The 26,564-nt window shown below is 62.5% G+C and carries 22 protein-coding genes; 16 read left to right on the top strand and 6 right to left on the bottom strand.

Annotation, left to right across the window (positions count from 1 at the left end; all coding sequences use genetic code 11):
• Positions 1-42: 42 nt before the first annotated feature.
• Complete coding sequence (gene pyrC / locus AAHK21_RS19815; RefSeq protein WP_367858115.1) at positions 43-1,089, top strand: dihydroorotase; 1,047 nt, start codon at positions 43-45, stop codon at positions 1,087-1,089.
• Positions 1,086-1,760, top strand: a complete 675-nt coding sequence (gene rnt / locus AAHK21_RS19810; protein WP_028690079.1) for a ribonuclease T — start codon at positions 1,086-1,088, stop codon at positions 1,758-1,760. Before pyrC ends, rnt begins: the two co-directional genes overlap by 4 nt.
• A gap of 69 nt (positions 1,761-1,829) precedes the next feature.
• Here the strand turns inward: rnt and AAHK21_RS19805 are convergent, their stop codons facing one another.
• A complete protein-coding gene (locus AAHK21_RS19805) occupies positions 1,830-2,432 on the bottom strand; it encodes a peroxiredoxin (protein ID WP_023629028.1) in 603 nt (200 codons plus the stop codon).
• Between the two features lie 213 nt (positions 2,433-2,645).
• Between AAHK21_RS19805 and AAHK21_RS19800 the strand changes: the two genes are divergently transcribed.
• Entirely contained in the window at positions 2,646-2,867 is a 222-nt protein-coding gene (locus AAHK21_RS19800; RefSeq protein WP_011532520.1) for a bacterioferritin-associated ferredoxin, read from the top strand.
• A 201-nt stretch (positions 2,868-3,068) separates the two neighbouring features.
• The gene (bfr, locus tag AAHK21_RS19795; protein ID WP_046854451.1) at positions 3,069-3,542 is read left to right on the top strand and encodes a bacterioferritin; all 474 of its coding nucleotides are present in this window, start codon (positions 3,069-3,071) and stop codon (positions 3,540-3,542) included.
• Positions 3,543-3,612: 70 nt separating this feature from the next.
• Here the strand turns inward: bfr and grxD are convergent, their stop codons facing one another.
• The gene (grxD, locus tag AAHK21_RS19790; RefSeq protein WP_031314504.1) at positions 3,613-3,948 is read right to left on the bottom strand and encodes a Grx4 family monothiol glutaredoxin; all 336 of its coding nucleotides are present in this window, start codon (positions 3,946-3,948) and stop codon (positions 3,613-3,615) included.
• 91 nt (positions 3,949-4,039) lie between these two features.
• On the bottom strand, positions 4,040-6,148 hold the full coding sequence (locus AAHK21_RS19785) for a molybdopterin oxidoreductase family protein (protein ID WP_367858114.1): 2,109 nt from the start codon (positions 6,146-6,148) through the stop codon (positions 4,040-4,042).
• A gap of 364 nt (positions 6,149-6,512) precedes the next feature.
• Here AAHK21_RS19785 and argF point away from each other — a divergent pair, with 364 nt between their 5' ends.
• Positions 6,513-7,433, top strand: coding sequence for an ornithine carbamoyltransferase (gene argF, locus AAHK21_RS19780; RefSeq protein ID WP_046854449.1), 921 nt, complete (start codon positions 6,513-6,515; stop codon positions 7,431-7,433).
• Positions 7,430-8,539 (top strand): ABC transporter ATP-binding protein, encoded by a 1,110-nt coding sequence (locus AAHK21_RS19775; protein ID WP_367858113.1) that lies wholly within the window; start codon positions 7,430-7,432, stop codon positions 8,537-8,539. Before argF ends, AAHK21_RS19775 begins: the two co-directional genes overlap by 4 nt.
• A gap of 66 nt (positions 8,540-8,605) precedes the next feature.
• Here the strand turns inward: AAHK21_RS19775 and AAHK21_RS19770 are convergent, their stop codons facing one another.
• Positions 8,606-9,385 (bottom strand): PhzF family phenazine biosynthesis protein, encoded by a 780-nt coding sequence (locus AAHK21_RS19770; protein WP_367858112.1) that lies wholly within the window; start codon positions 9,383-9,385, stop codon positions 8,606-8,608.
• Positions 9,386-9,484: 99 nt separating this feature from the next.
• Positions 9,485-9,955, bottom strand: a complete 471-nt coding sequence (ybaK, locus tag AAHK21_RS19765; protein WP_110701961.1) for a Cys-tRNA(Pro) deacylase — start codon at positions 9,953-9,955, stop codon at positions 9,485-9,487.
• Between the two features lie 305 nt (positions 9,956-10,260).
• Between ybaK and AAHK21_RS19760 the strand changes: the two genes are divergently transcribed.
• The 4 genes from AAHK21_RS19760 (at position 10,261) to glpD (ending at position 15,349) form a co-directional block, all read left to right on the top strand.
• Positions 10,261-11,112, top strand: a complete 852-nt coding sequence (locus tag AAHK21_RS19760) for an MIP/aquaporin family protein (protein WP_046854446.1) — start codon at positions 10,261-10,263, stop codon at positions 11,110-11,112.
• Between the two features lie 77 nt (positions 11,113-11,189).
• Positions 11,190-12,689: a glycerol kinase GlpK gene (gene glpK, locus AAHK21_RS19755; protein ID WP_046854445.1), complete on the top strand. Its 1,500-nt coding sequence runs from the start codon at positions 11,190-11,192 to the stop codon at positions 12,687-12,689.
• A gap of 131 nt (positions 12,690-12,820) precedes the next feature.
• Positions 12,821-13,576, top strand: a complete 756-nt coding sequence (gene glpR / locus AAHK21_RS19750; RefSeq protein WP_023629017.1) for a DNA-binding transcriptional repressor GlpR — start codon at positions 12,821-12,823, stop codon at positions 13,574-13,576.
• Positions 13,577-13,810: 234 nt separating this feature from the next.
• Positions 13,811-15,349, top strand: a complete 1,539-nt coding sequence (glpD, locus tag AAHK21_RS19745) for a glycerol-3-phosphate dehydrogenase (RefSeq protein ID WP_367858111.1) — start codon at positions 13,811-13,813, stop codon at positions 15,347-15,349.
• An 8-nt stretch (positions 15,350-15,357) separates the two neighbouring features.
• Here glpD and AAHK21_RS19740 read toward each other — a convergent pair whose 3' ends face one another.
• On the bottom strand, positions 15,358-19,743 hold the full coding sequence (locus AAHK21_RS19740) for an NEL-type E3 ubiquitin ligase domain-containing protein (protein ID WP_367858110.1): 4,386 nt from the start codon (positions 19,741-19,743) through the stop codon (positions 15,358-15,360).
• A gap of 286 nt (positions 19,744-20,029) precedes the next feature.
• On the opposite strand from AAHK21_RS19740, the gene AAHK21_RS19735 reads away from it, so the two are divergent.
• The 6 genes from AAHK21_RS19735 to AAHK21_RS19710 all read left to right on the top strand — a co-directional run bounded on the left by AAHK21_RS19735 (position 20,030) and on the right by AAHK21_RS19710 (position 26,546).
• Positions 20,030-20,950 (top strand): glutamate/aspartate ABC transporter substrate-binding protein, encoded by a 921-nt coding sequence (locus AAHK21_RS19735; RefSeq protein ID WP_367858109.1) that lies wholly within the window; start codon positions 20,030-20,032, stop codon positions 20,948-20,950.
• Between the two features lie 148 nt (positions 20,951-21,098).
• Positions 21,099-21,845, top strand: a complete 747-nt coding sequence (locus AAHK21_RS19730; RefSeq protein WP_023629014.1) for an amino acid ABC transporter permease — start codon at positions 21,099-21,101, stop codon at positions 21,843-21,845.
• Entirely contained in the window at positions 21,846-22,517 is a 672-nt protein-coding gene (locus tag AAHK21_RS19725; RefSeq protein ID WP_023629013.1) for an amino acid ABC transporter permease, read from the top strand.
• Positions 22,514-23,248: an amino acid ABC transporter ATP-binding protein gene (locus tag AAHK21_RS19720; protein ID WP_038706667.1), complete on the top strand. Its 735-nt coding sequence runs from the start codon at positions 22,514-22,516 to the stop codon at positions 23,246-23,248. The genes AAHK21_RS19725 and AAHK21_RS19720 overlap by 4 nt, the downstream gene beginning before the upstream one ends.
• Positions 23,249-23,316: 68 nt before the next feature.
• Positions 23,317-25,221 carry an ATP-binding protein gene (locus tag AAHK21_RS19715; RefSeq protein ID WP_367858108.1) on the top strand — a complete coding sequence of 635 codons (1,905 nt, stop codon included), beginning with the start codon at positions 23,317-23,319 and terminating at the stop codon, positions 25,219-25,221.
• Entirely contained in the window at positions 25,218-26,546 is a 1,329-nt protein-coding gene (locus tag AAHK21_RS19710) for a sigma-54-dependent transcriptional regulator (RefSeq protein WP_367858107.1), read from the top strand. Before AAHK21_RS19715 ends, AAHK21_RS19710 begins: the two co-directional genes overlap by 4 nt.
• Positions 26,547-26,564: the final 18 nt, after the last annotated feature.

The following is a 26,564-nucleotide window of genomic DNA, read 5'->3' as shown; positions in this document are numbered from 1 at the left end:
CGGTAGCATTGGCTTCTGAGTTCGACCCGCCTGGAATCTCCAATGTCCGATCGCCTGACCCTCCTGCGCCCCGACGACTGGCACATCCATCTGCGCGATGGTGCCGTCCTGCCTCACACCGTTGGTGACGTGGCGCGTACCTTCGCCCGCGCCATCATTATGCCCAACCTGGTTCCGCCGGTGCGCAACGCCGTCGAGGCCGATGCCTACCGCGCCCGCATCCTTGCAGCACGCCCCGCCGGCAGCCGTTTCGAGCCACTGATGGTGCTGTATCTTACCGACCGCACCAGCCCGGAAGACATCCGCGCCGCCAAGGCCAGCGGGATCGTGTACGCCGCCAAGCTGTACCCGGCCGGCGCCACCACCAACTCCGATTCGGGCGTGACCAGCATCGACAACATCTTCCCGGCAATCGAGGCACTGGCCGAAACCGGCATGCCCCTGCTGGTGCACGGCGAGGTCACGCGCAGTGAGATCGACGTGTTCGACCGCGAGAAGCGTTTCATCGACGAGCACATGCGCCGCCTGGTCGAGCGTTTCCCGACCCTGAAAGTGGTGTTCGAGCACATCACCACCAGCGACGCCGCACAGTTCGTCACCGAGGCGCCAGCCAACGTCGGTGCCACCATCACCGCCCAGCACCTGCTGTACAACCGCAACCACATGCTGGTTGGCGGTATCCGCCCGCATTTCTATTGCCTGCCGATCCTCAAGCGCAACACCCACCAGGTTGCGTTGCTGGATGCCGCGACCAGCGGCAATCCGAAATTCTTCCTCGGTACCGACTCGGCGCCTCACGCCAAGCATGCCAAGGAAGCCGCCTGCGGCTGCGCCGGCTGCTATACCGCCTACGCCGCCATCGAGTTGTATGCCGAGGCGTTCGAGCAGCGCAACGCACTGGACAAGCTCGAAGGCTTCGCCAGCAAGCATGGCCCTGACTTCTACGGCCTGCCGCGCAATACCGACACCATCACCCTGGTGCGTGAGCAATGGACAGCGCCGGACAGCCTGCCCTTCGGTGACACCACCGTCATTCCCCTGCGCGCTGGTGAAACACTGCGCTGGCGCCTGCAGGAGGACCACGCGTGAGCGAAGATCTTTACGAAGACGACCAGGACAGCCAGGTCAGCAGCGGCTCGCGCCATCCGATGGCCGAGCGTTTCCGCGGCTACCTGCCTGTGGTGGTGGATGTCGAGACCGGTGGTTTCAACAGCGCCACCGACGCGCTGCTGGAGATTGCCGCCGTCACCATCGGCATGGATGAAAAGGGCTTCCTGTTCCCCGAACACACCTATTTCCATCGGGTCGAACCGTTCGAGGGGGCCAATATCGAGGCCGCCGCGCTGGAGTTCACCGGCATCAAGCTCGATCACCCGCTGCGCATGGCGGTGAGCGAGGAAAGTGCGCTGACCGATATTTTCCGCGGCGTGCGCAAGGCGCTGAAGGCCAATGGCTGCAAGCGGGCGATCCTGGTGGGGCATAACAGCAGCTTCGACCTGGGTTTCCTCAATGCTGCGGTGGCGCGCAACGATATCAAGCGCAACCCGTTCCACCCGTTCTCCAGCTTCGACACCGCCACCCTCGCTGGCCTCGCCTACGGCCAGACCGTGCTGGCCCGAGCCTGCCAGAGCGCGGACATCGACTTCGACGGCCGTGAGGCGCATTCGGCGCGTTACGACACCGAGAAAACTGCCGAGCTGTTCTGCGGCATCGTCAATCGCTGGAAAGAGATGGGCGGCTGGCGCGATTTCAACGACTGATCGCACGCTTGCAGCTTGAAGCATAAAAAAACCGGCCACCAGGGCCGGTTTTTTTATGCGCTTGGCAAATTACAGCTTGCCAGCGTTCTCGCTCAGGTAAGCCGCGACGCCTTCCGGCGAAGCGTTCATGCCCTTGTCGCCTTTCTTCCAGTTGGCCGGGCAGACTTCGCCGTGCTCTTCGTGGAATTGCAGGGCGTCGACCAGACGCAGCAGCTCGTCCATGTTGCGGCCCAGCGGCAGGTCGTTGACGATCTGCGAGCGGACAACACCGTTGGTGTCGATCAGGAAGGCACCACGGAAGGCCACGCCGCCTTCGGACTCGACGTCGTAGGCCTTGCAGATTTCGTGGGTCATGTCGGCTGCCAGGGTGTACTTGACCTGGCCGATGCCGCCATTGTTGACCGGGGTGTTGCGCCAGGCGTTGTGGGTGAAGTGCGAGTCGATCGACACGCCGATCACTTCAACGTTGCGCGCCTGGAAGTCAGGGATGCGGTTGTCCAGGGCGATCAGCTCGGACGGGCAGACGAAGGTGAAGTCCAGCGGGTAGAAGAACACCAGGCCGTACTTGCCCTTGATGGCCGAGGCCAGGTTGAAGCTGTCAACGATCTCGCCGTTGCCCAGCACGGCTGGAACGGTGAAGTCCGGGGCTTGTTTGCCAACGAGTACGCTCATTCGATCTCTCCTGATGAGGGGTGAAAAACCTTGCCCGGGCGGAACGCGTCCCCCGGATCCAGCAAAGGCCGACCATCATACACAGCTTTGCGTGACAGGCCGAATCTCAACCGCCGGTCGCTCTGGAACGCACCTTACACAAAGTGTTTTGACAAGCATTCTCATTACCATTACTCTCCAACGCATCGACTCAACCCGCGATGGTCAGCCTTTATGTATGTGTGTCTTTGTGTCGGTGTCACCGACGGACAGATCCGCGACGCGATCTACGAAGGATGCTGCAGCTACAAGGAAGTTCGAGCCGCCACCAATGTGGCCAGCCAGTGCGGCAAGTGCGCCTGCCTCGCCAAGCAGGTGGTACGCGAAACCCTCACCGAGCTGCAACTGAGCCAGCAGGCCGTCCTGCCCTACCCCGTTGAATTCAACGCGGCGTAATTTCCCCAAATTCGAAGAACCGGACCCAGTGTCCGGTTTTTTTATGCCCGTAATTCAATAAGTTAGCGCTCGAACGCGGTTCACAAACATTCTTATTCCGATTAATTTTCACTTATTATTCAATAACTTAGGTTTGACATAGATAGTTGCGGGGCTCAAACTTGTTTGCATTGGCTCAACTTCTACAGGGCAGACCCCATCATGAAAGGCGACGTAAGCGTCATCCAGCATCTCAATAAGGTCCTCGGAAACGAGCTGGTCGCAATCAACCAGTACTTCCTGCATGCGCGCATGTACGAAGATTGGGGCCTGAACAAAATCGGCAAACTCGAGTACAAAGAGTCCATCCAGGCGATGAAGGATGCTGACAAGCTGATCAAGCGCATCCTCTTCCTCGAAGGCATCCCCAACGTCCAGGACCTGGGCAAGCTCATGATTGGCGAGCACACCAAAGAGATGCTCGACTGCGATCTGAAGCTCGAGAAAAAGGCCCACGCCGACCTGAAAGCCGCCATCGCCCATTGTGAAACCGCTGGCGACTTCGGTTCGCGCGACGTGCTCGAGGACATCCTCGAGGACCAGGAAGAGCACATCGACTGGCTGGAGACTCAACTGGGCCTGATCGACAAGATCACTATCGAGAACTACCTGCAGTCGCAGATGGGCGAAGAGTAACTGCTCGATCGACGGCAACAAAAAGCCCCGCTATTGCGGGGCTTTTGCATCCTGGCGAGGAACGCCGGAATCAGGCTTCGGAAGCCTTGGCCTTGGCGGCCGCATCCTTGATCAGGGTCTGCAGTTCACCATTTTCGAACATCTCGATCATGATGTCGCTGCCGCCGACCAGCTCACCCGCCACCCACAGTTGCGGGAAGGTAGGCCAGTTGGCGTACTTGGGCAGGTTGGCACGGATTTCCGGGTTCTGCAGGATGTCGACATAAGCGAACTTCTCGCCACACCCCATCACGGCTTGCGAAGCCTTGGCCGAGAAACCGCACTGCGGGGCATTCGGCGAACCTTTCATGTAAAGCAGAATGGTGTTGTTGGCGATCTGCTCTTTGATTGTATCGATGATATCCATGAAGCACCTCGGCTGAACTTTCCGACTGGGTCGTCGGCACGGTGACGCATTGTATCGGAAAGCCGAGCGGCGTGCTCGGCCTTGCCGATGCTCAGGCGGCCTCCACTTGCACAGGTACGCCATTGAGGGCGGCGTTGCCGGATACGCCATCACGCAAGTGCTCGTCGGTCAGGTCATTGGCACTCACTCCCGGCTGTGCACCGGCCACCTGCAAGCGTGCGCCCTGGCGCCCATGACCGTAGCCGTGGGGCAGGCTGACCACCCCTGGCATCATCTCCTCGCTGGCTTGGACAGGCACTTCGATCACGCCCGTGCGTGAGCGGATCCGCACCATCTGCCCATCTTGCAACTGGCGATGGAGCAGATCATCCGGATGCATCAGCAGATGATGCCGCGGTTTGCCTTTGACCAGCCGATGATAGTTGTGCATCCACGAATTGTTGCTGCGCACATGGCGACGGCCGATCAGCAACAACTGGCCTGCCGTCGGCGCTGCCTGCCGGGCCAGGCGCTGCAGGTCACCGAGCAGTACCGCCGGTGCGGCTTCGACTTTGCCGCCAGCCGTGCGCAAGCGTACCGCCAGGTTGGCACCCAGCGGCCCTAGATCCAGGCCGTGGGGGTATTCATCGAGCATCTGCAGGGAAAGCTTCCAGGACGAGTCGTCACCATAAGGGCCCTTGCGCAAGGCAAAGTCGATCATCCGTGCCGGTGGCAGGGTCGCCTTGAGCTCGACCTGCGCACGCTGGGCAAAGGCCTCGGCCAGGCCTACGAAAATCTCCCAGTCATGCAGCGCCCCCTCCGGTTTGGGCAGGATCGCCCGGTTGAAGCGGGTGACGTTGCGCACCGCCAGCAGGTTGAAGGTGGAATCGTAGTGGTCATTCTCCAGCGCCGAGGTGGAGGGCAGGATCAGGTCGGCATGACGTGTGGTCTCGTTGATGTAGAGGTCGATGCTGAGCATGAACTCCAGGCCGGCCAAGGCCTCGTCCAGGCGCCGCCCGTTGGGCGTGGACAGCACCGGGTTGCCGGCCACGGTCACCAACGCCCGTACCTGCCCGTCACCGGGCTCGAGGATCTCCTCGGCCAAGGCCGAGACCGGCAGCTCACCAGCATATTCGGGCAACCCCGATACCCGACTGCGCCACTGGTCGAAGTGGCCACCCGAGGTGCTGGCGACCAGATCGACCGCCGGCTCGGTGCACAACGCGCCGCCCACTCGGTCAAGGTTGCCGGTGACCAGGTTGATCAATTGCACCAGCCAGTGGCACAACGAGCCGAAGGCCTGGGTCGATACTCCCATCCGGCCATAGCACACTGCCTTGTCGGCAGCGGCAAAGTCCCGCGCCAATTGGCGGATGTCCTCGGCCGGGATGCCGCACAACGCGCTCATGCTGACGGCATCGAACGGCAGGATCGCCTCGCGCACCTGCTCCAGACCATTGATCGGCAGGTGCGAGCCACGGGCCAGGCCCTCGGCGAACAGGGTATGCAACAGGCCACACAGCAGCGCTGCGTCGCCACCGGGGCGGATGAACAGGTGCCGATCGGCCAGTAACGCCGTCTCGCTGCGCCGCGGATCCACCACCACCAGCTGCCCGCCCCTGGCCTTGAGTGCCTTCAGGCGTTTTTCCACGTCGGGGACGGTCATGATGCTGCCATTGGACGCCAGGGGATTGCCGCCAAGAATCAGCATGAACTGCGTGTGGTCGATGTCCGGGATGGGCAGCAACAGGCCATGGCCGTACATCAGGTGGCTGGTCAGGTGCTGCGGCAGCTGGTCCACCGAGGTGGCCGAGAAGCGGTTGCGGGTCTTGAGCAGGCCGAGGAAGTAGTTGCTGTGGGTCATCAAGCCATAGTTGTGCACGCTGGGGTTGCCCTGGTAGACCGCCACTGCATTGCGCCCATGGGCCTGCTGCACCGCCCACAGCCGCTCTGCGGCGAAGGCGAAGGCCTCATCCCAGCCAATCGCCTGCCACTGGTCACCGATGCGCCGATGAGGCTGGCGCAGGCGGTCAGGGTCTTCCTGAATATCCTGCAGGGCGACCGCCTTGGGGCAGATGTGGCCGCGACTGAACGGATCCTGCGGATCGCCCTTGATCGAGCTGATCCGCAGCGGCCCCTCTGCCTCATGGGTAACTTCGATGTTCAGGCCGCAAATGGCTTCGCACAGGTGACAGGCTCGGTGATGCAGGGTCTTGGTCATGGCCGCCTCTGCCTTGTTGTTCTGGAGGTTCGACTATGCGCCGCACCCACCGGGCATGCCAGCGCGCTTCGCGGCGTGAATCGGGCGACATCAGGCCGACGATTCGCGACGACGGGTTTGCCAAAATCGAGGTAAGCCGTGTACAACCTCTGTAGTAAATAAAAAACAGCTGCTCGCCAAAGGCTTACGACACCCTTTGACACAGAGGCACTGTTTCCCCTCTTGGTTTCAGGCGACATTTAATTATAGTATTGCGCCTTTCCCTATTCCGTCCGCCCCGTGCGGCTTACGCCGCAGGTCACTCCCGTTGTCAACAAAACCCATACGGTCGACCTGCAAAACGTTGCAGATAAGGTAGTCAATCATGAGCGCTAGGCACTTTCTCTCCCTGCTGGATTTCACCGCTGACGAATTGCTCGGCGTGATCCGTCGCGGCATCGAGCTGAAGGACCTGCGTAAACGAGGCGTGTTGTTCGAGCCGTTGAAGAACCGTGTACTGGGGATGATCTTCGAAAAATCCTCGACCCGTACCCGAGTGTCCTTCGAAGCGGGCATGATCCAGCTTGGCGGCCAGGCAATCTTCCTGTCGCCGCGCGACACCCAGCTAGGCCGCGGCGAGCCGATCGCCGACAGCGCCATCGTGCTGTCGAGCATGGTCGACGCGGTGATGATCCGTACCCACGCCCACAGCACCCTCACCGAATTCGCCGCCAATTCGAAGGTGCCTGTCATCAATGGCCTGTCCGACGAATCGCACCCCTGCCAGCTGCTGGCAGACATGCAGACCTTCTTCGAGCACCGTGGCGCGATCCAGGGCAAGACCGTGGCCTGGGTCGGCGACGGCTTCAACATGTGCAACTCTTATATCGAAGCTGCCGTGCAGTTCGATTTCCAATTGCGCATCACTTGCCCTGAAGGCTACGAGCCCGATCCGCGTTTCCTGCAACTGGGTGGCGACCGCGTGCAGATCATCCGTGATCCGAAGGAAGCCGTGCGCGGCGCCCATCTGGTAACCACGGATGTCTGGACTTCCATGGGCCAGGAAGAGGAAACTGCACGGCGCCTGGCGCATTTCGCGCCTTACCAGGTCACCCGCGAACTACTCGACCTGGCGGCACCCGACGCCCTGTTCATGCATTGCCTGCCCGCCCACCGTGGCGAGGAAATCAGCCAGGACCTGCTCGACGACCCCCGTTCGGTCGCCTGGGACGAAGCTGAGAACCGCCTGCATGCGCAGAAGGCACTTCTGGAATTCCTTGTAGAACCGGCTTACCACCACGCATGAGTCAACAGCTACTGCTCAACCTGCGCAACCTGGCCTGTGGCTATGGCGACCAGCGCATCGTCCAGAACCTCAACCTGCACCTCAACGCAGGCGACATCGGTTGCCTGCTGGGGTCCTCGGGTTGCGGCAAGACCACCACGCTGCGCGCCATCGCCGGGTTCGAGCCGGTGCACGAAGGCGAGATCCAGCTGGGCGGCGAGGTCATCTCCCGCTCCGGGTTCACCCTGGCACCGGAGAAACGCCGGATCGGCATGGTGTTCCAGGACTACGCGCTGTTCCCCCACCTGACCGTCGCGCAGAACATCGCCTTCGGTATCGGCAAGCACCCGCGCCAGGCGGCGGTGGTCGAGGAGATGCTCGAGCTGGTCAAGCTGGCCGGCCTCGGCGGGCGTTACCCGCACGAGTTGTCGGGCGGCCAGCAGCAACGCGTGGCCCTGGCCCGGGCGCTTGCACCGGAGCCACAGCTGCTGTTGCTTGACGAGCCGTTCTCCAACCTCGACGTGGAGCTGCGCCGACGCTTGAGCCATGAGGTCCGCGACATCCTCAAGAGCCGCGGCACCAGCGCCATCCTGGTCACCCACGACCAGGAAGAAGCCTTTGCCGTCAGCGATCACGTGGGGGTATTCAAGGAGGGCCGCCTGGAGCAGTGGGACACGCCCTACAACCTCTACCACGAGCCGCAGACCCCGTTCGTCGCCAGCTTCATCGGCCAGGGTTACTTCATTCGTGGCCAGATGAGCAGCCACGAAGCAGTGACCACCGAACTCGGCGAGCTGCGCGGCAACCGGGCCTATACCATGGCACCCGGAAGCTCGGTGGATGTGCTGTTGCGCCCCGACGACATCATCCATGCCCCCGACAGCACGCTGCGGGCACAGGTCATCGGCAAAAGCTTCCTCGGCGCTTCGACCTTGTATCGCCTGCAGCTTCCCACCGGCAGCCAGCTCGAGGCGATCTTCCCCAGCCACAACGACCACTCGCTCGGCCAGGACGTCGGCATCGCCGTCGCCGCCGATCATCTCGTGCTGTTCCCAGTGCCCGGTAGCGTTGCCGCGCAGCTACCGCGCCAGGAGAACGGCGTGCGTCGCATCAGCTCGGCGCTCTGAGGTTCGGCAAGCCCGCTTCCACGTCCTGTAAACAGGCGTGGGGCGGGCTCGCCCGATCACTTTGAATCAGACCATCAAGGTACCAGAAGCCACCAAGCGGGCCTGCCCACCGATCTTCACCCGTTCCCCCTCCAATCGGCAGAACAGCTCGCCACCGCGTGCAGAGCGCTGGAACGCGTGCAGTTGCGACTTGCCAAGGCGTGTCGCCCAGTAAGGAATAAGCGAGCAGTGAACGGAACCTGTGACCGGATCCTCGGGGATGCCGATACTCGGTGCGAAATAGCGCGACACGAAATCGTGCTCTTCACCCGGCGCCGTCACGATCACGCCTAGACCTGGCAGTTTCGCCAGCGCCACCATGTCTGGCGTGCAGGCCCGCACGGCTTGCTCCGAAGCCAGCACCACCAGCAACTCCTTGGCCTGGTAAATTTCCTGTACCTCGCATCCCAACGCCTCGGCCACAGCCACCGGCTCGGTCAAGGGCTGCGCATCGATTCGCGGAAAATCGAGCCACAGGTGGCGCCCATCACGGTTCACACTCAACGGCCCGGACAGGCTTTGAAAGTCCAGACGAGGCTTCTGCTCGCCATAGACCTCGAACAGCACATGGGCACTGGCGAGGGTGGCATGACCGCACAGCGGCACTTCGGTTGCGGGGGTGAACCAGCGAATCCGGTAGCCCTCTCCTTCAGCGACCACGAACGCAGTTTCGGCGAGGTTGTGCTCGGCGGCGATCTGCTGCATCAGCGCATCGTCGAGCCACTGCTCCAGGTGGTAGACCATGGCCGGATTGCCGGCGAAGGGCCGGTCACTGAACGCATCGACCTGGTGAAAATGCAGCTGCATGCCACGACTCCTGTGTAGGGCGGAAAAGGCCTCGAGCATGGAGCAAGGCGCCTGGACCGAACAGTGACAGAGTCGTGGAATTTGACTCAGTACAGATGATCAGCCGCGACCGATCTCGGCGAACTGTGCCTGGGTATGGGCAGCGAGCACCACTGCGGCGAGTTCCACTTCCAGTCCGCGGCGGCCAGCGCTCACATGAATCGTTTCATGTTGTTGCGCGGATTGATCGATAAAAGTGCGCAGGCGCTTCTTTTGTCCCAGCGGGCTGATCCCGCCAACCAGGTAGCCCGTGGCGCGCTGGGCAGCCTGCGGGTCGGCCATTTCGCATTTCTTCACGCCGGCCGCATGGGCCAACGCCTTCAGATCGAGCGTTCCGCCCACCGGCACCACCGCCACCAGCAGCTCACCTTTTTCGCTGCTGGCGAGCAGCGTCTTGAACACGCGCAATGGGTCAAGGCCGAGCTTTTCCGCAGCCTCCAGACCGTACGATGCGGATTTCGGATCATGTTCGTAGCTGTGCACGCGGTGCTCGGCACGCGCCTTTTTCAGCAGGTCCAGGGCGGGGGTCATCAACGGCTCCAGGCGATCACAAGTCGCCCGGTACTTTAGGGTAAATCCGTCGGGGCAGCCAGCGCAGGACCCAGGCTAGAGCAGCGGCCGTGGATTCACCACGCGGCACGGCAGTCAGAATGTGGCTGAGCGTTCATTTTCGACCTTTGACATCAGCGTTTCTTGTCTATATTTTTTCGTTTATGAATAAATGGTGCACCTATAAGGTGCGCTTCCTGTACCCGCCCGGCGTCAATGGGGATCGACTCCGGGCTTTTTGCTGTCGAGCGCCCAGCGCCTCACAACAACAAGAACCGAGGTCATACATGACGACTGCTCTACGACAACCCACGCTATCCGCCCAGTGCCTGGCCGAATTTCTCGGCACTGCCCTGCTCATATTCTTCGGTACCGGCTGTGTCGCCGCGCTCAAGGTCGCCGGTGCCAGCTTCGGCCTGTGGGAAATAAGCATCATCTGGGGTGTCGGCGTGAGCATGGCGATCTACCTCACCGCCGGTGTGTCCGGCGCGCACCTGAACCCGGCGGTCAGCATCGCGCTGGCCGTTTTCGCCGGCTTCGACAAGCGCAAGCTGCCGTTCTACATGCTCGCCCAGGTGTGCGGCGCATTCTGCGGCGCCGCGTTGGTGTACTTCCTGTACAGCAACCTGTTCTTCGATTTCGAACAAAGCCACGCCATGCTGCGCGGCAGCCAGGCCAGCCTCGAACTGGCCTCGGTGTTCTCCACCTATCCGCACCCGGCGCTGTCCACCGGCCAGGCGTTCCTGGTCGAAGTGATCATCACCGCCATTCTGATGGCCGTGATCATGGCCCTGACCGACGACAACAACGGCCTGCCCCGTGGCGCCACCGCGCCCCTGCTGATCGGCCTGCTGATCGCCGTGATCGGCAGCGCGATGGGCCCGCTGACCGGCTTTGCGATGAACCCGGCGCGCGATTTCGGGCCTAAACTGATGACCTTCCTGGCCGGCTGGGGCGAAATTGCCTTCACCGGCGGGCGCGATATTCCGTATTTCCTGGTGCCGGTGTTCGCGCCGATCCTCGGTGCCAGCCTGGGCGCGGCCCTGTACCGCGGGCTGATCGCCCGCAATTTGCCGACGACACAAGCCGCGCCCCAACAGACAGACGATAATCCTCAGGGCGACACCCAGGTTTCCTGATGCCAACGCCGAGCCCGGGCTGACACCCGGCGCCCGCCACGCCCTGAACTACCCCCTATTCGTGCAAGGCCACCGACATGACCGATACCCTGGACAAGAACTACATCATCGCCCTGGACCAGGGCACCACCAGTTCGCGCGCCATCATCTTCGATCGCGACGCCAACGTGGTGGGCACCTCGCAGCGTGAATTCGCCCAGCACTACCCACAGGCGGGCTGGGTCGAGCACGACCCGATGGAAATCTTCGCCACCCAGAGCGCGACCATGGTCGAGGCCCTGGCCCAGGCCGGCATCAGCCACGCCCAGGTCGCCGCCATCGGCATCACCAACCAGCGCGAGACCACCGTCGTCTGGGACAAGGAAACCGGGCGCCCGGTGTACAACGCCATCGTCTGGCAATGCCGGCGCAGCACCGAGATCTGCGCCCAGCTCAAGCGCGACGGCCATGAGCAGTACATCCGCGAGGCAACCGGCCTGGTCACCGACCCGTACTTCTCCGGCACCAAGCTCAAGTGGATCCTCGATAACGTCGAGGGCGTGCGCGAGCGCGCCGAGCGTGGCGAGCTGCTGTTCGGCACCATCGATACCTGGCTGATCTGGAAGTTTTCCGGTGGCAAGGTGCATGTCACCGACTACACCAACGCCTCGCGCACGCTGATGTTCAACATCCACAGCCTGCAATGGGACGAAAAGCTCCTCGATATCCTCGGCATCCCAAGCCAGATGCTGCCCGAGGTTCGCCCGTCGTCCGAAGTCTATGGCCATACCAAGAGCGGCATTGCCATCGCCGGTATCGCCGGTGACCAGCAATCGGCGCTGTTCGGCCAGATGTGCGTGGAGCCCGGCCAGGCCAAGAACACCTACGGCACCGGCTGTTTCCTGCTGATGAACACCGGCGACAAGGCGGTGCAATCGTCCCACGGCCTGCTCACCACCATCGCCTGCGGCCCGCGTGGCGAAGTGGCCTACGCCCTTGAGGGCGCGGTCTTCAACGGTGGTTCCACCGTGCAGTGGCTGCGCGACGAACTGAAGATCGTCAACGACGCCTACGACACCGAATACTTCGCCAGCAAGGTCAAGGACAGCAACGGCGTCTACCTGGTGCCGGCCTTCACCGGCCTGGGTGCGCCCTACTGGGACCCGTACGCCCGCGGCGCGCTGTTCGGCCTGACCCGTGGCGTCAAGGTCGATCACATCATCCGTGCCGCCCTCGAGTCGATCGCCTACCAGACCCGCGACGTGCTCGACGCCATGCAGCAGGACTGCGGCCAGCGCCTGTCCGAACTGCGCGTGGATGGTGGCGCGGTGGCCAACAACTTCCTCATGCAGTTCCAGGCCGATATTCTCGGTACCTGCGTCGAGCGTCCGAAAATGCGCGAAACCACAGCGCTGGGCGCCGCCTACCTGGCGGGCCTGGCCTGCGGCTTCTGGAGTGGCCTGGACGAGCTGCGCGACAAGGCGATCATCGAGCGCGAGTTCAGCCCGCAGCTGGATGAAGCGGCCAAGGAGAAGCTGTACAAGGGCTGGCGCAAGGCTGTTGATCGCACCCGCGACTGGGAAGATCACGACGCCTGATAGCGAAAGCATCGCGGGGCGAGGCCCTTGCCACGCCCCGCGATGATCCTTTACACATCAACCAGACTGGTCCTACACCACGACCTACGGCATCATTGCAGAATTTGTCCGGCTGCCCCAAAGGACCGCCCATGAATCTGCCTCCACGCCAACAACAAATCCTCGAGCTCGTCCGCGAACGCGGCTATGTCAGCATCGAGGAAATGGCGCAGCTGTTCGTCGTCACTCCGCAGACCATCCGCCGCGATATCAACCAGCTCGCCGAAGCCAACCTGTTGCGCCGCTACCATGGTGGTGCCGCCTACGATTCGAGCATCGAAAACACCGCCTACGCCATGCGCGCCGACCAGATGCGCGACGAGAAGCAACGCATCGCCGACGCCGTGGCCCGGCAGATTCCCGACCATGCCTCGCTGTTCATCAACATCGGCACCACCACCGAATCCATCGCCCGTGCCTTGCTCAACCACAATCACCTGAAAGTCATCACCAACAACCTGCACGTAGCGGCGATCCTGGCGGCCAAGGACGACTTCGAAGTGCTGGTGGCCGGCGGCACGGTCCGCCGCGACGGTGGCGTGGTGGGCCAGGCGAGCGTCGACTTCATCAACCAGTTCAAGGTCGATTTCGCCGTGGTCGGCATCAGCGGCATTGACGAGGACGGCAGCCTGCTGGACTTCGACTACCAGGAAGTACGGGTATCCCAGGCCATCATCGCCAATGCCCGCCAGGTTCTGCTGGCGGCGGACTCAAGCAAGTTCGGGCGCAATGCCATGGTTCGCCTGGGCTCAATCAGCCTGGTCGACTGCCTGGTGACCGACCAGGCACCTTCCCCGGCCCTGACCCAACTGCTCAACCAGTACAAGATTCGCCTCGACGTGGTTTGAGGCTGCGCGCCTCGCCCCTTGCAAGCCGTTGGGTCGAGCACCGTCCTGGCGGCGCTTGATCTACCTGCCTTGCAAATCGATCACCCTGCCTTTTCGCAAATGTTCATTTCCCTGTCATCCGATCAGTTTTTTCTATGAAGACTGACTGGCAGCCGCCTGTTCATTAGGCTAATATTTTCGGAAACGAACATTGATGTTCACTTTCGATGTGAACAGCCCCAGGAGGCCTTGCCCGTGTCCCAGCCCGTTTCGTCCCAGCCACCACTCCAAGACTGCTACGACCTCGCCGTTATCGGCGGTGGCATCAATGGCGTGGGCATTGCTGCCGATGCCGCCGGGCGCGGCCTCAAGGTGTTCCTTTGTGAAAAGGATGACCTGGCTCAGCACACCTCCTCGGCCAGCAGCAAGCTGATCCATGGTGGCCTGCGCTACCTGGAGCACTACGAATTCCGCCTGGTGCGCGAAGCCTTGGCCGAGCGCGAAGTGCTGCTGGCCAAGGCGCCGCACATCGTCAAGCCCATGCGTTTCGTGCTGCCGCACCGCCCGCACCTGCGTCCGGCCTGGATGATCCGCGCTGGTTTGTTCCTCTACGATCACCTCGGCAAGCGCAAGCGCCTGGGTGCTTCGCGCAGCCTGCGCTTTGGCCCGGGTTACCCGCTCAAGCCCGCCATCACCCGTGGCTTCGAATATGCCGACTGCGCGGTGGATGACGCCCGCCTGGTGGTACTCAATGCCATGGCCGCTCGTGAACAGGGCGCGCAGATCCGTACCCGTACCCGCTGCCTGCGTGCCGAACGCGTCGATGGCCTGTGGCAGGTGGAACTGCAACACGCCGATGGCAACCTGCAGACCATCCACGCCCGAGCGTTGGTCAATGCTGCCGGTCCCTGGGTGGCTAGCTTCATCAAGGACGACCTGAAACTCGACGCGCCTTACGGCATCCGCCTGATCCAAGGTAGTCACCTCATCGTGCCTCGCCTGTACGAGGGCGAACATGCCTTTATCCTGCAGAACGAAGACCAGCGCATCGTCTTCTGCATCCCGTATCTGGACCGTTTCACACTTATCGGTACCACAGACCGCGAATACAACGGCGACCCGGCCAAGGTGGCGATCACCGAGCAGGAAACCGACTACCTGCTGACGGTGGTGAACGCCCACTTCAACCACCAACTGAGCCGTGCCGACATCCTGCACACTTACTCCGGCGTACGCCCGCTGTGCAACGACGAGTCGGACAACCCGTCGGCGGTAACCCGTGACTACACGCTGGCGCTGTCCGCAAGTGAAGGGCAGGCACCGCTACTTTCGGTGTTCGGCGGCAAGCTGACCACCTACCGCAAACTGGCCGAATCAGCCATGGCCGAACTCAAGCCGTTCTTCCCCCAGATGCGCGGCAGCTGGACCGCCACGGCCCCCTTGCCAGGGGGCGAGAACATGACGACAGTACAGGCTCTGGTCGATGCCGTGCTGGCACGCCATGGCTGGTTGCCAGTCGACATCGCACGACGCTGGGCGCTGGCCTATGGCAGCCGCATATGGCAACTTCTCGACGGTGTCCAGGGTCCAGAGGACCTGGGCCAGGCGATCGGTGCCGGGTTGTTCACCCGCGAAGTGGACTACCTGTTGCAAGAAGAATGGGCCGAGCATGCCGACGACATTCTGTGGCGTCGCGGCAAGCTTGGCCTGTCGATGACCGTGCAGGAACAGCAGGCCTTGCAGGTCTACCTGCAGCAGTCCGAGAAAGGGCGTACCGGCAGCCGTGCGGCCTGATCTACCCTTCAATGCCCTCTTGAATGCTCAGGAGGGCGTGCCCCCCATCGCTCATAAGCTTCGCGCGCCAACCGCGCGATCAACGCGCGCTCGGTATTGTCGAAATCTTTTTTCAATGCGTCGCAGCGCTTGAGAAATTCATTTTCATCGATGATCGCTTCATCCACCTGAGCCTGCAGCGCCTCCATGCGTTGATGTAAAGGTTGCAGGACCTCTTCAAAACGCGGCGCGTAGAATTCACGCACATAGTGGTCCCAGAATGGGCGTTGTGCCAGCGAAGTGATCAGTGCTTCGGACGACTCATGCTCCAGCACGCGGTCCTGCACGCGCAAGAGGTCGCTGGTGGTGATGTTGGCGAACCCGGGGTAGTGCATGTCATCGATCTCGATAGGTAACCCCAGTGCACGCGCCAACCGTTGGCGGTAGAACAATCTCACCTCGATGTCATCGACGTGCGCAGCGTGTTCCGCACGCATTCGTTGCAGGTGCAGGGACGCTTCCCGGTCAACCTCATCCAGGCGAAACAACCCCCGCCCCAGGCCCAGGAGTCGGCTCTCGACCCTAACCCCCCTGGCATCGTCGACGGCGCGCTCGACCCTGATGCCCAGCTCCAGCTGCTCCAGAACCAGAAGCATTCTGTCTTCGCATGTACGCGGGCCGTCGGCCTCAAGGAACAAACGATGGCGTAACTGTTCATGCTGTTCGCAGGCATCGAGGATTCGCCAGATGCGGCTGCGGTAATGCCCGGGGTGCTGCTCAAAGTCCTCGGAGTGGGCAAAGTCGGCCAGAAATCGGAACAGCCCGTTCGATTGCGGTTCTTCACTCAGGGCTGTCCAGGTCGCCAGCTGACGCTCGCGTTCCGCACCCACTGTGGTGCCAGCCCAGACCTTGAAGACCTCCTCGCCAACAGCATGATGTCGCGCGGAGGCCGCCCCCCGCAGGCCAGGCGAGGAGCCCCTTGCTTCGTCGAGCAGCGCTTCGCTGTCTTCACGCAATGGATTGTCATGCAACGATTGCCGATTCACCCGTAAACGCAATTGCTCAAGCTGAAGGCGCAGTTCGCGGATATTGTTGTCGCGCAGGTCCACATGCGCACGGAACGATACCCGCTCCGGGAAGACCTGCAGGCCAACGCCGCGCAAGTTCACTGCGTACAGGTCGACGAGGCGGGTCAAGACCGGCGCCCTGCCGAGCGGGTTCCGGCTCAGGTCCAGACGCTGGAGCCTACTTAGCCCGGCAAGGCGCAGTTCACCCGCGTCATCCATGACAATGCGATTGTTCTGCAGGTCCAGATGCCGCAGGCGTGACATATCGCCAATGCCATGAGGGATGGCGGTCAGGCGATTGCCGGACAGATCGAGTTCCAGCAGGTTGGGAAACCGCTGAAGGAAGTCGGCAGTTATTTCGGTCAGCCCTAGATTACGAAGCACCAGACGTCGGATGTGATCATAACGCACACCCTCCGGTAGATCGGGCAAGCTATCGATACGCTCCCCTTCGATCACCAGCACTTGATCACCTGCCAGGTCAGTAATTTTACGCCGCCAGCTCCGGCGCAGCGCCGTGGCCACCCTTCGCCGACGCATGGCATCCAGCGGGTTGCCAGCGTCACGACGCCATTCGCGCAAGCTGGTCTGCAGGCGGGCAAGCTGGTCGCGCAATTGCCCGTAGTGCTCCCATAGCCCCACCCTTCTGTTCATCAGGTCCAGCACATAGGCCTGCAGCTCATCGTCAGTCAAGGTCGGGAACACCTGATGAATCCCCTGGGTGATTGCCCGGCGGCTGCCACCGCCGCGGCCACTGAGCGGGTAGCCCAGGCGGCCATCGCCAAACCTGCGGGGCGGGCGCAGGATGCCATCGCGGCGGGCCATTGCGCACAGCTCGGCTGCCAGCGCACGGTCTGCAGCGGCAGCCTTGGCCAGATGCATGCCCAAGGCTGAAGGGCTGACCGCCGCATCACCCAGTTCAGTCTTCTGCTCGTCGCTCAATACGGCCAGAAGCGCCCGCATGTATCCGCCCGGCGTTACTTGACCAGGGGATTGGTAGCCACTGCCGTGCCTGACGATGCACTGGACCACTGCGCTCTGCTCGGCACCAATGCTGCCCAGCAAACGTCCATTAGCATTGCCATCGCGCAACTCGAGGCGCCTGCCGTCGGGCCAGGCCAGCTGCCGCTCCAGCAGCCCCAATGCCAGCTGCTCGCAATCGGAATTGACGCAACGTGGTAATCGCAGCCCGGCGCAGGCACGGTCCAGACGGCTCTCCCGCTGGGCCCAGCGGGCCCGCTGCGCAACAGCCAAGGGAATACGCCGTTCATTGCCAAGGGTATCGAGCTCGGCACCCGTGCAATGTTGCAGCACCTCATTCCTGCAGCGCGCCGACAACCCCGGAAACGCGTTCTGCAGTAGGCTTTCGAGGCCACTGGGCCGGGCTTGCAGCGCAGCAACATGCTGGGCGAGTGCGGGTGCGTGCAAGTCTGGATGCAACTCATGGGCCTGGTGCAGATCCAGTGCATCGAGCAGACGCGCGGGCACTGCTGATTGCTCCACATGCAGGCGGCGCACCTGCGCCTCGCCCAACCCGGTGACCTGCAACAGGTGTTCGCAGGTAAGGTCTGGCAGGTCAGCCAGGCGCGCACTCAACCGACGGACCAGATTGCCTTGTCCTGCCCAGCGCTGCGGGCTCTCCAGCTCATGTCGCCAGCCGCCACTGCCATTGTCCTCAACTCGGGGTCGATAAGCCGCCAGGCGCGAAGGATGATGAAGCCTTGAAACGCCGTCACCCACATCATCCACTACCCGAAGGCGCTGATCGTCCAGATGCCACAGCCACTCGTTCGCACCCAGTCTTCCCCTTGGCTCGGCCTGGTATCCAGGCAAGTCCGAATTCATCAATCTGATGCCGCCCTCTGCGGTCCGCACCGGTGCCAGATCATCGACAAAGGTGACGCGTTCGAGCCCACCAATGGCAAGCTTGCTGCCCTTGGCGATCATGACGCCAATCACCACGTTTTCGGCGACATTGAACAAGTGGTTGATGGCACCTTCGCGATCACCGATTCGCCAGTCCTGATAGCCCTCGTACACTTCGCCGGCTAACTGGACCACTGTCGCCACCATCAGCATCTGGCCAATCAACGGTACGAAGAATCCGGCCAGGTTGAGCAGGTTCAGGCCCAGCTCGCCGTATGCTTGCAGGCGCGCGGCACGGTCTTCTTCGTCTTCCACCCCTGTAGGTACCGCAAGCACCTTGGCATCGTCGCTGAGCTTGTCCACGTATTGCTTGCGCAGGTATTCGAACACTGGCGTGCTGATTGCCAGATCGCGTGCATCGAGCTCCACGCCCGTGACGGGCGCCTGGGCAACCCGCTCCTCCAGCACCCGATAGAAATTGTTGCGATCACGCTCGGCGATAAAACGCGCGAAGAACCTTCGATAGGACGGTTCGAGGAAGCGAAGGCCAAGGTACTGGCTGAGTGCTTCCCAACTGGTATGTCGGGTCAACGGAGTTTTCGGATCATGGGGTATCCAAAGGATCACCCCCTGCAGCGCCTGATCAGCAGACGATCGGACTTCGAGGGCCAGCACGCAGTGGACTTGCCGCCCCAGCAGGTAGAGCTGACGGGGTGCGACAACAGCCTCGAGCGCCGGTACCAGCTGCGTCTGCGCCACTACTGGCAACATCAGAAGGTAAGTCTGCTCATCGATTTCCCCCTTCAATAGCGCGATACGCACATCAACCTCGCAGTGACTGCGAAAATTCTCCCGCAATACCTCGTGCAGCTGTGCCACGGCTTGTCCCTGCACACCGCCAGGCAGATCGGGCGGCTCCAGGTTCTCCTTGAGCAACTCTTGGTAACGGCGCCCCACATCCACTTCACGGCACACCGAAGCGAAGCGCTCCACAGTCATGTGCAGGCGATTACCGTATCGGTCGATGAGGCTACCTTTGCGATGGATTGCAGGACGCGTTTCACTGCGGTGGTAGTTATGCAGAGCCGCCACCAGCAGCGTGTGCTTCGAGCGACGAACATAAAACGGCATCGGTAGTGCCGGGGACGCGGTAGGAAAGGCCACCTGCTGCGAAATACGCACTTTGTCGCGATTCACGTCCGGTTCGAGTATGCCCGCCTCGCTCATTGCCTTGCTGAGCAACTGTTCCGCGAAAGTATGCAAAGGGAGAATGCCCGCAAGCTTCTGCTTCAATTGCTCGGTACACCGTTGCTGACGCAGCAGCGCACGGCGCAGCGCCCCCAGCCTGTCGGGTTGGCCATGATCAACCAGCCAGCGAGGCAGGCGCCCGGCGATGAGGCTGTCGATCGAGTCAGGTGCAAGTGAGGTAATGGCCATCAGAACAATTTCTCCGCTCAAAGCGGCCAGCAGACCATCACCCACCCATGACCTTGCGGTGAATAGATGCCGCACGCCAGCATCTCGCAGTCACACCCATTCGGATTACCGAATCAAAAAACAGCAACTCGTTCGGAAACACGAACGCACCCCATGCCGCGCCACACTATCAAAACCGCGTTTTTACAGGTGGCCAAGGTCGACATGAAGGCTTGGCACGAGTCATGCTCTACACTTGGTAGCCGAATGCACCCGCTTCATGCTGTATTCGTTGAACGAAAGAGTCCGCCAACGGCTCCATAAAAAAAACAAACACGTCGAGGAAAATTTGATGCGCATCGTTCGTCAATTGCTGGGCGCCGCCATCGCGGCCGCTGTCATCGCATCGCCGGTCATGGCTGAAGAGCTGACCGGTACTCTGAAGAAGATCAAGGACTCGGGCACCATCACCCTGGGCCACCGCGACTCTTCCATTCCGTTCTCCTACTTCGCCGATGCTTCGGGCAAACCGGTCGGCTACTCCCACGACATCCAGCTGGCAGTCGTCGAGGCCCTGAAAAAGCAACTGGGCACCGACATCAAGGTCAAGTACAACCTGGTCACCTCGCAAACCCGCATCCCACTGGTGCAGAACGGCACCGTGGACCTTGAATGCGGCTCCACCACCAACAACGTCGAGCGCCAGCAGCAGGTCGGCTTCTCGGTGGGCATCTTCGAAGTCGGTACCCGCCTGCTGACCAAGGTCAAGGATGGCCAGCCGTCCTATAAAGACTTCCCGGACCTGGCCGGCAAGAACGTGGTGACCACCGCCGGTACCACCTCCGAGCGCATCCTCAAGGCGATGAACGCCGACAAGCAGATGAAGATGAACGTGATCTCCGCCAAGGACCACGGCGAAGCCTTCAACATGCTCGAAGGCGGCCGCGCCGTGGCCTTCATGATGGACGACGCCCTGCTGGCCGGTGAAATGGCCAAGGCCAAGAAGCCTGCCGACTGGGTCATCACCGGCACGCCACAGTCGTACGAAATCTACGGCTGCATGGTGCGCAAGGAGGATGCTGCGTTCAAGAAAGCGGTCGACGAAGCCATCGTCGCCTACTTCAAGTCGGGTGAAATCAACAAGAGCTACGACAAGTGGTTCCAGCAGCCAATTCCGCCAAAGGACCTGAACCTGCAGTTCCCGATGAGCGACGAACTGAAGAAGCTGATCGCCGAGCCGACCGACAAGGCAGCGGACGAGAAGAAGTCCTGACCTCCGGCAATATAGTGGCCTGAAGCGCATCCGCGCGAATCCATCCAACAGGCCACCAAGTTAGTGTCTAACCTTTACATCCGAGGGCGTCGAACGCCCCCGGATGTATCGAGGTGCCCGTGAAACAACCGTCTGAGGGGAAATCCCGATGAATTACAACTGGGACTGGGGCGTGTTCTTCAAGTCCACCGGCGTGGGCAGCGAAACCTATCTGGACTGGTACGTCACCGGCCTAGGCTGGACCATCGCCATCGCCATCTCCGCCTGGATCATCGCCTTGCTGCTGGGCTCGCTGCTCGGCGTGATGCGTACCGTACCCAATCGTCTGGTGTCAGGGATCGCCACCGCCTACGTCGAACTGTTCCGCAACGTGCCGCTGCTGGTGCAGCTGTTCATCTGGTACTTCCTGGTGCCGGACCTGCTGCCCGAAGGCCTGCAGGAGTGGTTCAAGCAGGACCTCAACCCGACCACCTCGGCGCTGATCAGCGTGGTCATCTGCCTGGGCCTGTTCACCGCCGCCCGTGTCTGCGAGCAGGTGCGCACCGGCATCCAGGCGCTGCCCCGCGGCCAGGAGTCGGCCGGGCGCGCGATGGGCTTCAGCCTGCCGCAGATCTACATGAACGTGCTGCTGCCCCAGGCCTACCGGATCATCATTCCGCCGCTCACTTCGGAATTCCTGAACGTGTTCAAGAACTCCTCGGTGGCCTCGCTGATCGGTCTGATGGAGCTGCTGGCGCAGACCAAGCAGACCGCCGAGTTTTCCGCCAACCTGTTCGAGGCGTTCACCCTGGCCACTCTGATCTACTTCACCCTGAACATGGGCCTGATGCTGCTCATGCGCATGGTCGAGAAGAAAGTCGCCGTGCCTGGCCTGATTTCCGTGGGGGGCAAGTAAATGGAAATGGATTTCAGCGAAATCATCCCCGCGCTGCCCGCCCTGTGGGACGGCATGCTGCTGACCCTGCAACTGATGGTCATGGGTGTGGTTGGCGGTATCGCCCTGGGCACCGTCCTGGCCCTGATGCGGCTGTCGTCGAGCAAGCTGCTGGCCAACGTCGCCGGCGCCTACGTCAACTACTTCCGCTCCATCCCGCTGCTGCTGGTGATCACCTGGTTCTACCTGGCGGTACCTTTCGTGCTGCGCTGGATCACCGGCGAAGACACACCGGTGGGCGCGTTCACCTCCTGCGTCGTGGCGTTCATGATGTTCGAGGCGGCGTACTTCTGCGAAATCGTGCGTGCCGGCGTGCAGTCGATCTCCAAGGGCCAGATGGGCGCCGCGCAAGCGCTGGGCATGAGCTACGGCCAGTGCATGCGCCTGATCATCCTGCCCCAGGCGTTTCGCAAGATGACCCCGCTGCTGCTGCAACAGAGCATCATCCTGTTCCAGGACACCTCGCTGGTCTATACCGTCGGCCTGATCGACTTCCTCAACTCGGCCCGCGCCAACGGCGACATCATCGGGCGCTCCCACGAGTTCCTGATCTTCGCCGGTGTCGTCTACTTCCTCATCAGCTTCTCCGCTTCCTGGCTGGTCAAGCGCCTGCAAAAAAGGATCGCCGTATGATTTCCATCAAGAACGTCAACAAGTGGTACGGGGACTTCCAGGTACTGACCGACTGCAGCACCGAGGTCAAGAAAGGTGAAGTGGTGGTGGTCTGCGGCCCGTCCGGCTCGGGCAAGTCGACGCTGATCAAGTGCGTCAACGCCCTGGAGCCGTTCCAGAAAGGCGACATCGTGGTCGATGGCACCTCCATCGCCGACCCGAAGACCAACCTGCCCAAGCTGCGCTCGCGGGTGGGCATGGTGTTCCAGCACTTCGAGCTGTTCCCGCACCTGTCGATCACCGAGAACCTGACCATCGCCCAGCGCAAGGTGCTCGGCCGTAGCGAGGCCGAAGCCACCAAGAAGGGGCTGGCCCTGCTCGACCGCGTCGGCCTTGGCGCCCATGCCAAGAAGCATCCCGGCCAGCTGTCGGGCGGCCAGCAGCAGCGCGTGGCGATCGCCCGCGCCCTGTCGATGGACCCGATCGTCATGCTGTTCGACGAACCGACCTCGGCGCTGGACCCGGAGATGGTCAACGAAGTACTGGACGTGATGGTCGAACTGGCCCACGAAGGCATGACCATGATGTGCGTGACCCACGAGATGGGCTTCGCCCGCAAGGTCGCCAACAGGGTGATCTTCATGGACAAGGGCAACATCATCGAGGACTGCCAGAAGGAAGACTTCTTCGGCAACCCCGAAGGCCGCCACGAGCGTACCCAGCACTTCCTCAGCAAGATCCTGCAACACTAAGTCGGCCACAGTGACGCTGCCCGGCCACTTGCCGGGCAGCGGAAGCTGGTCGTGACAAGGCCACTGTGATGAAATGCGACCCTTCGCTCCTTCGCCCCGCCCAGCCCACCGTGAAAACCCGCCTGATTCGCCAATTGCTCGTCCCGCCCCTGGTCATCTTGTTGATGGTCGGTCTAGGGATGTCTGGCTTCCTGATCAGCGAAAGCAACGGCATCCGCACGCTCAGCGAAAACGGCGAGCGCCAGCTGGAGCTGCATGCGCGCACCGTCGAAAGCGAAATCAGCAAGTACACCTACCTACCCAGCCTGCTCGAGCTGGAAGACAGCGTCTCGCGCCTGCTCACCGACCCTGACGCTGGCGACCGCCAGGCCGTCAATGAATACCTCGAAGGCCTGAACCGGCGCAGCCGCAGCCGGGCAATCTTCGTCCTCGATACCAATGGCCGGGTCCAGGCCACCAGCAACTGGCGCGATGCCGACTCTTTCCTCGGCGAGGACCTGGCATTCCGCGCCTACTTCCAGGTCGCCGTGCGCGGCGAACCCGGGCGTTTCTACGGTATCGGCAGCACCACCGGCGAGGCTGGCTACTACCTGGCCCACGGCCTGGAGGAACACGGCAAGATCATCGGCGTGGCCGTGATCAAGGTGCGCCTCGACACCCTCGAGGAGCGCTGGCAGCGTGCGCGCCTGGAGGCCTTCGTCAGCGACGAGAACGGCATCATCATCCTCTCCAGCGACCCGTCCCGGCGCCTGAAATCGGTGCGCCCGCTTAACCCGCAAATCAAGGAACGCCTGGCGCGCAGCCTGCAGTACTACTGGTGGCCGCTCAACGAGCTGCAACCCCTGGCACGGGAAACCCTCGCCGATGGCGTGGAGAAGCTGACCTTCCCGGCCAACAGCGAGACCGAGCACGGCAAGCAGCGCGACGTCTCCTACCTGGCCCAGACCCGGCGCCTGGCCGACACGCCCTGGCACTTCACCCTGCTTACCCCTTTGCAGGACCTGCGCCGCGAGTCGATGGTGCAGGGCATCCTGGTCGGGGTGGCCTTCGCCCTGCTGGCGATCCTGGCCATCGCCTGGAATGAGCGACGCAAAGTGATCGCCACCCGCCTGGCGGCCCGCGAGGCACTGGAAGAGGCCAACAGCCAGCTGGAGCGCAAGATCACCGAGCGCACTGCCGACCTTCGAGCCAGCAACGAACGCCTCAAGGGCCAGATCCGCGAACGCCGCCATGCCGAACAGACCTTGCGCCACGCCCAGGACGAACTGGTCCAGGCCGGCAAGCTGGCGGCCATCGGCCAGATGTCCACCAGCATCGCCCATGAACTCAACCAGCCACTGGCGGCGTTGCGCACCCTGTCCGGCAACACGGTACGCTTCCTCGAACGCGGCGCGCTGGAAACCGCCAGCGCCAACCTGCGCACCATGAACGACCTGATCGATCGCATGGGCCGCATCACCGCCAGCCTGCGCTCATTCGCCCGACGCGGCGACGACAGCGGCCAGGCCTCGCTGGAAAAGGCCGTGGAAGCCACGTTGCAGGTGCTGGCCAACCGCATCAGTGCCTGCCACCTGCAACTGCACCGGCAATTCGACGACCCGCTGCTGGCCATCGACCAGACCCGCCTGGAACAGATCCTGGTCAACCTGATCGGCAACGCCCTCGACGCCATGGCCACCCAGCCCTTGCCGCAACTGTGGCTGGAAGGCGAAGTCCAGGGCGACAAGTACCGCCTGCGGGTGCTCGACAATGGCCACGGCATCGACGCCGAGGCGCGCAAGCACCTGTTCGAACCCTTCTTCACCACCAAACCGGGCGAGCATGGCCTGGGCCTGGGCTTGACCTTGTCGGCAAGCCTCGCCACCGCGGCCAAGGGTACACTGAGCGTCGAACACCCCAGCGGTGGCGGCACTGCTTTCGTCCTTGCCCTGCCCCTGGTCACGCCCCCTAGCGAATTGGCTGAGCCTCTATGAATCAAGCACCTCTCACCGTCCTGATCGTCGAAGACGACCCGCACGTGCTGCTCGGCTGCCAGCAGGCGCTGGCTCTGGAAGATATCGCCTGTGAAGGCGTCGGCAGCGCCGAGCAGGCCCTCGAGCGCATCGGCGACGACTTCGCCGGCATCGTTGTCAGCGATATCCGCCTGCCGGGCATCGACGGCCTGGAGCTGCTCAACCGCCTCAAGGCCCGCGACCGCAGCCTGCCGGTGGTGCTGATCACAGGCCACGGCGATATCGACATGGCCGTCGGCGCCATGCGCAACGGCGCCTACGATTTCATGGAAAAACCCTTCTCGCCGGAGCGCCTGGTCGATGTCGTGCGCCGCGCCCTGGAGCAACGCGGGCTGTCCCGCGAGGTGCTCGCGCTGCGCCGTCAGCTGGCCGAACAGAGCAGCCTGGAGGGCCGCATCATCGGCCGCTCGCCGGCCATGGAACATCTGCGCGAGCTGATCGCCAACGTCGGCGATACCTCGGCCAATGTGCTGATCGAAGGTGAAACCGGCACCGGCAAGGAACTGGTCGCCCGCTGCCTGCACGATTTCAGCCGGCGCCAGGGCCAACCATTCGTGGCGTTGAACTGCGGCGGCCTGCCGGAGAACCTGTTCGAAAGCGAGATCTTCGGCCACGAGGCCAATGCCTTCACCGGCGCGGGCAAGCGCCGCATCGGCAAGATCGAGCACGCCAACGGCGGCACGCTGTTCCTCGACGAAGTCGAGAGCATGCCGATCAACCTGCAGATCAAGCTGCTGCGCGTGCTGCAGGAGCGCACCCTGGAGCGCCTGGGCTCGAACCAGAGCATCCCGGTGGACTGCCGGGTGATCGCCGCGACCAAGGCCGACCTCGCCACCCTGGGCCAGAGCGGCCAGTTCCGCAGCGACCTGTACTACCGCCTTAACGTGGTCACCCTCGAGCTGCCACCGCTGCGCGAGCGTCGCGAAGACATCCTGCAGCTGTTCGAACACTTCCTGCAGCAGTCGGCCTTGCGCTTCGACCGCGAAGCACCGACCCTCGACAGCCAGACCCTGTCGCAGCTCATGGCCCATGACTGGCCAGGCAACGTGCGCGAGTTGCGCAACGTCGCCGAGCGCCATGCGCTGGGCCTGCCCGCGTTCAAGAAGGGCACCAGCTCCGGCGCCAGCCAGGGGCTTGGCTTCGCCGAAGCGGTGGAGGCATTCGAGCGCAACCTGCTCAGCGATGCGCTGCAACGTACAGGCGGCAACCTCAGCCAGGCCAGCCAGGAACTGGGCATGGCCAAGACCACGCTGTTCGACAAAGTGAAGAAATACGGCCTCGGCTGACCTGCAACCCGAACCTGG

This window comes from Pseudomonas sp. TE50-2 (assembly GCF_040813665.1).
Taxonomy (GTDB): domain Bacteria; phylum Pseudomonadota; class Gammaproteobacteria; order Pseudomonadales; family Pseudomonadaceae; genus Aquipseudomonas; species Aquipseudomonas soli.
Note: the sequence above shows the minus strand (reverse complement) of the source record. Positions and strands in the feature narration are given on the sequence as shown.

Coding starts and splice junctions, on each gene's coding strand:
- AAHK21_RS19720 (WP_038706667.1), top strand. CDS start 22,514: ATGATTTCCATCAAGAACGTCAACAAGTGGTACGGGGACTTCCAGGTA.
- glpK (WP_046854445.1), top strand. CDS start 11,190: ATGACCGATACCCTGGACAAGAACTACATCATCGCCCTGGACCAGGGC.
- argF (WP_046854449.1), top strand. CDS start 6,513: ATGAGCGCTAGGCACTTTCTCTCCCTGCTGGATTTCACCGCTGACGAA.
- AAHK21_RS19715 (WP_367858108.1), top strand. CDS start 23,317: ATGAAATGCGACCCTTCGCTCCTTCGCCCCGCCCAGCCCACCGTGAAA.
- AAHK21_RS19770 (WP_367858112.1), bottom strand. CDS start 9,385: ATGCAGCTGCATTTTCACCAGGTCGATGCGTTCAGTGACCGGCCCTTC.
- AAHK21_RS19760 (WP_046854446.1), top strand. CDS start 10,261: ATGACGACTGCTCTACGACAACCCACGCTATCCGCCCAGTGCCTGGCC.
- AAHK21_RS19725 (WP_023629013.1), top strand. CDS start 21,846: ATGGAAATGGATTTCAGCGAAATCATCCCCGCGCTGCCCGCCCTGTGG.
- AAHK21_RS19730 (WP_023629014.1), top strand. CDS start 21,099: ATGAATTACAACTGGGACTGGGGCGTGTTCTTCAAGTCCACCGGCGTG.
- AAHK21_RS19710 (WP_367858107.1), top strand. CDS start 25,218: ATGAATCAAGCACCTCTCACCGTCCTGATCGTCGAAGACGACCCGCAC.
- AAHK21_RS19785 (WP_367858114.1), bottom strand. CDS start 6,148: ATGACCAAGACCCTGCATCACCGAGCCTGTCACCTGTGCGAAGCCATT.
- AAHK21_RS19775 (WP_367858113.1), top strand. CDS start 7,430: ATGAGTCAACAGCTACTGCTCAACCTGCGCAACCTGGCCTGTGGCTAT.
- glpR (WP_023629017.1), top strand. CDS start 12,821: ATGAATCTGCCTCCACGCCAACAACAAATCCTCGAGCTCGTCCGCGAA.
- pyrC (WP_367858115.1), top strand. CDS start 43: ATGTCCGATCGCCTGACCCTCCTGCGCCCCGACGACTGGCACATCCAT.
- AAHK21_RS19805 (WP_023629028.1), bottom strand. CDS start 2,432: ATGAGCGTACTCGTTGGCAAACAAGCCCCGGACTTCACCGTTCCAGCC.
- AAHK21_RS19800 (WP_011532520.1), top strand. CDS start 2,646: ATGTATGTGTGTCTTTGTGTCGGTGTCACCGACGGACAGATCCGCGAC.
- AAHK21_RS19735 (WP_367858109.1), top strand. CDS start 20,030: ATGCGCATCGTTCGTCAATTGCTGGGCGCCGCCATCGCGGCCGCTGTC.
- bfr (WP_046854451.1), top strand. CDS start 3,069: ATGAAAGGCGACGTAAGCGTCATCCAGCATCTCAATAAGGTCCTCGGA.
- ybaK (WP_110701961.1), bottom strand. CDS start 9,955: ATGACCCCCGCCCTGGACCTGCTGAAAAAGGCGCGTGCCGAGCACCGC.
- grxD (WP_031314504.1), bottom strand. CDS start 3,948: ATGGATATCATCGATACAATCAAAGAGCAGATCGCCAACAACACCATT.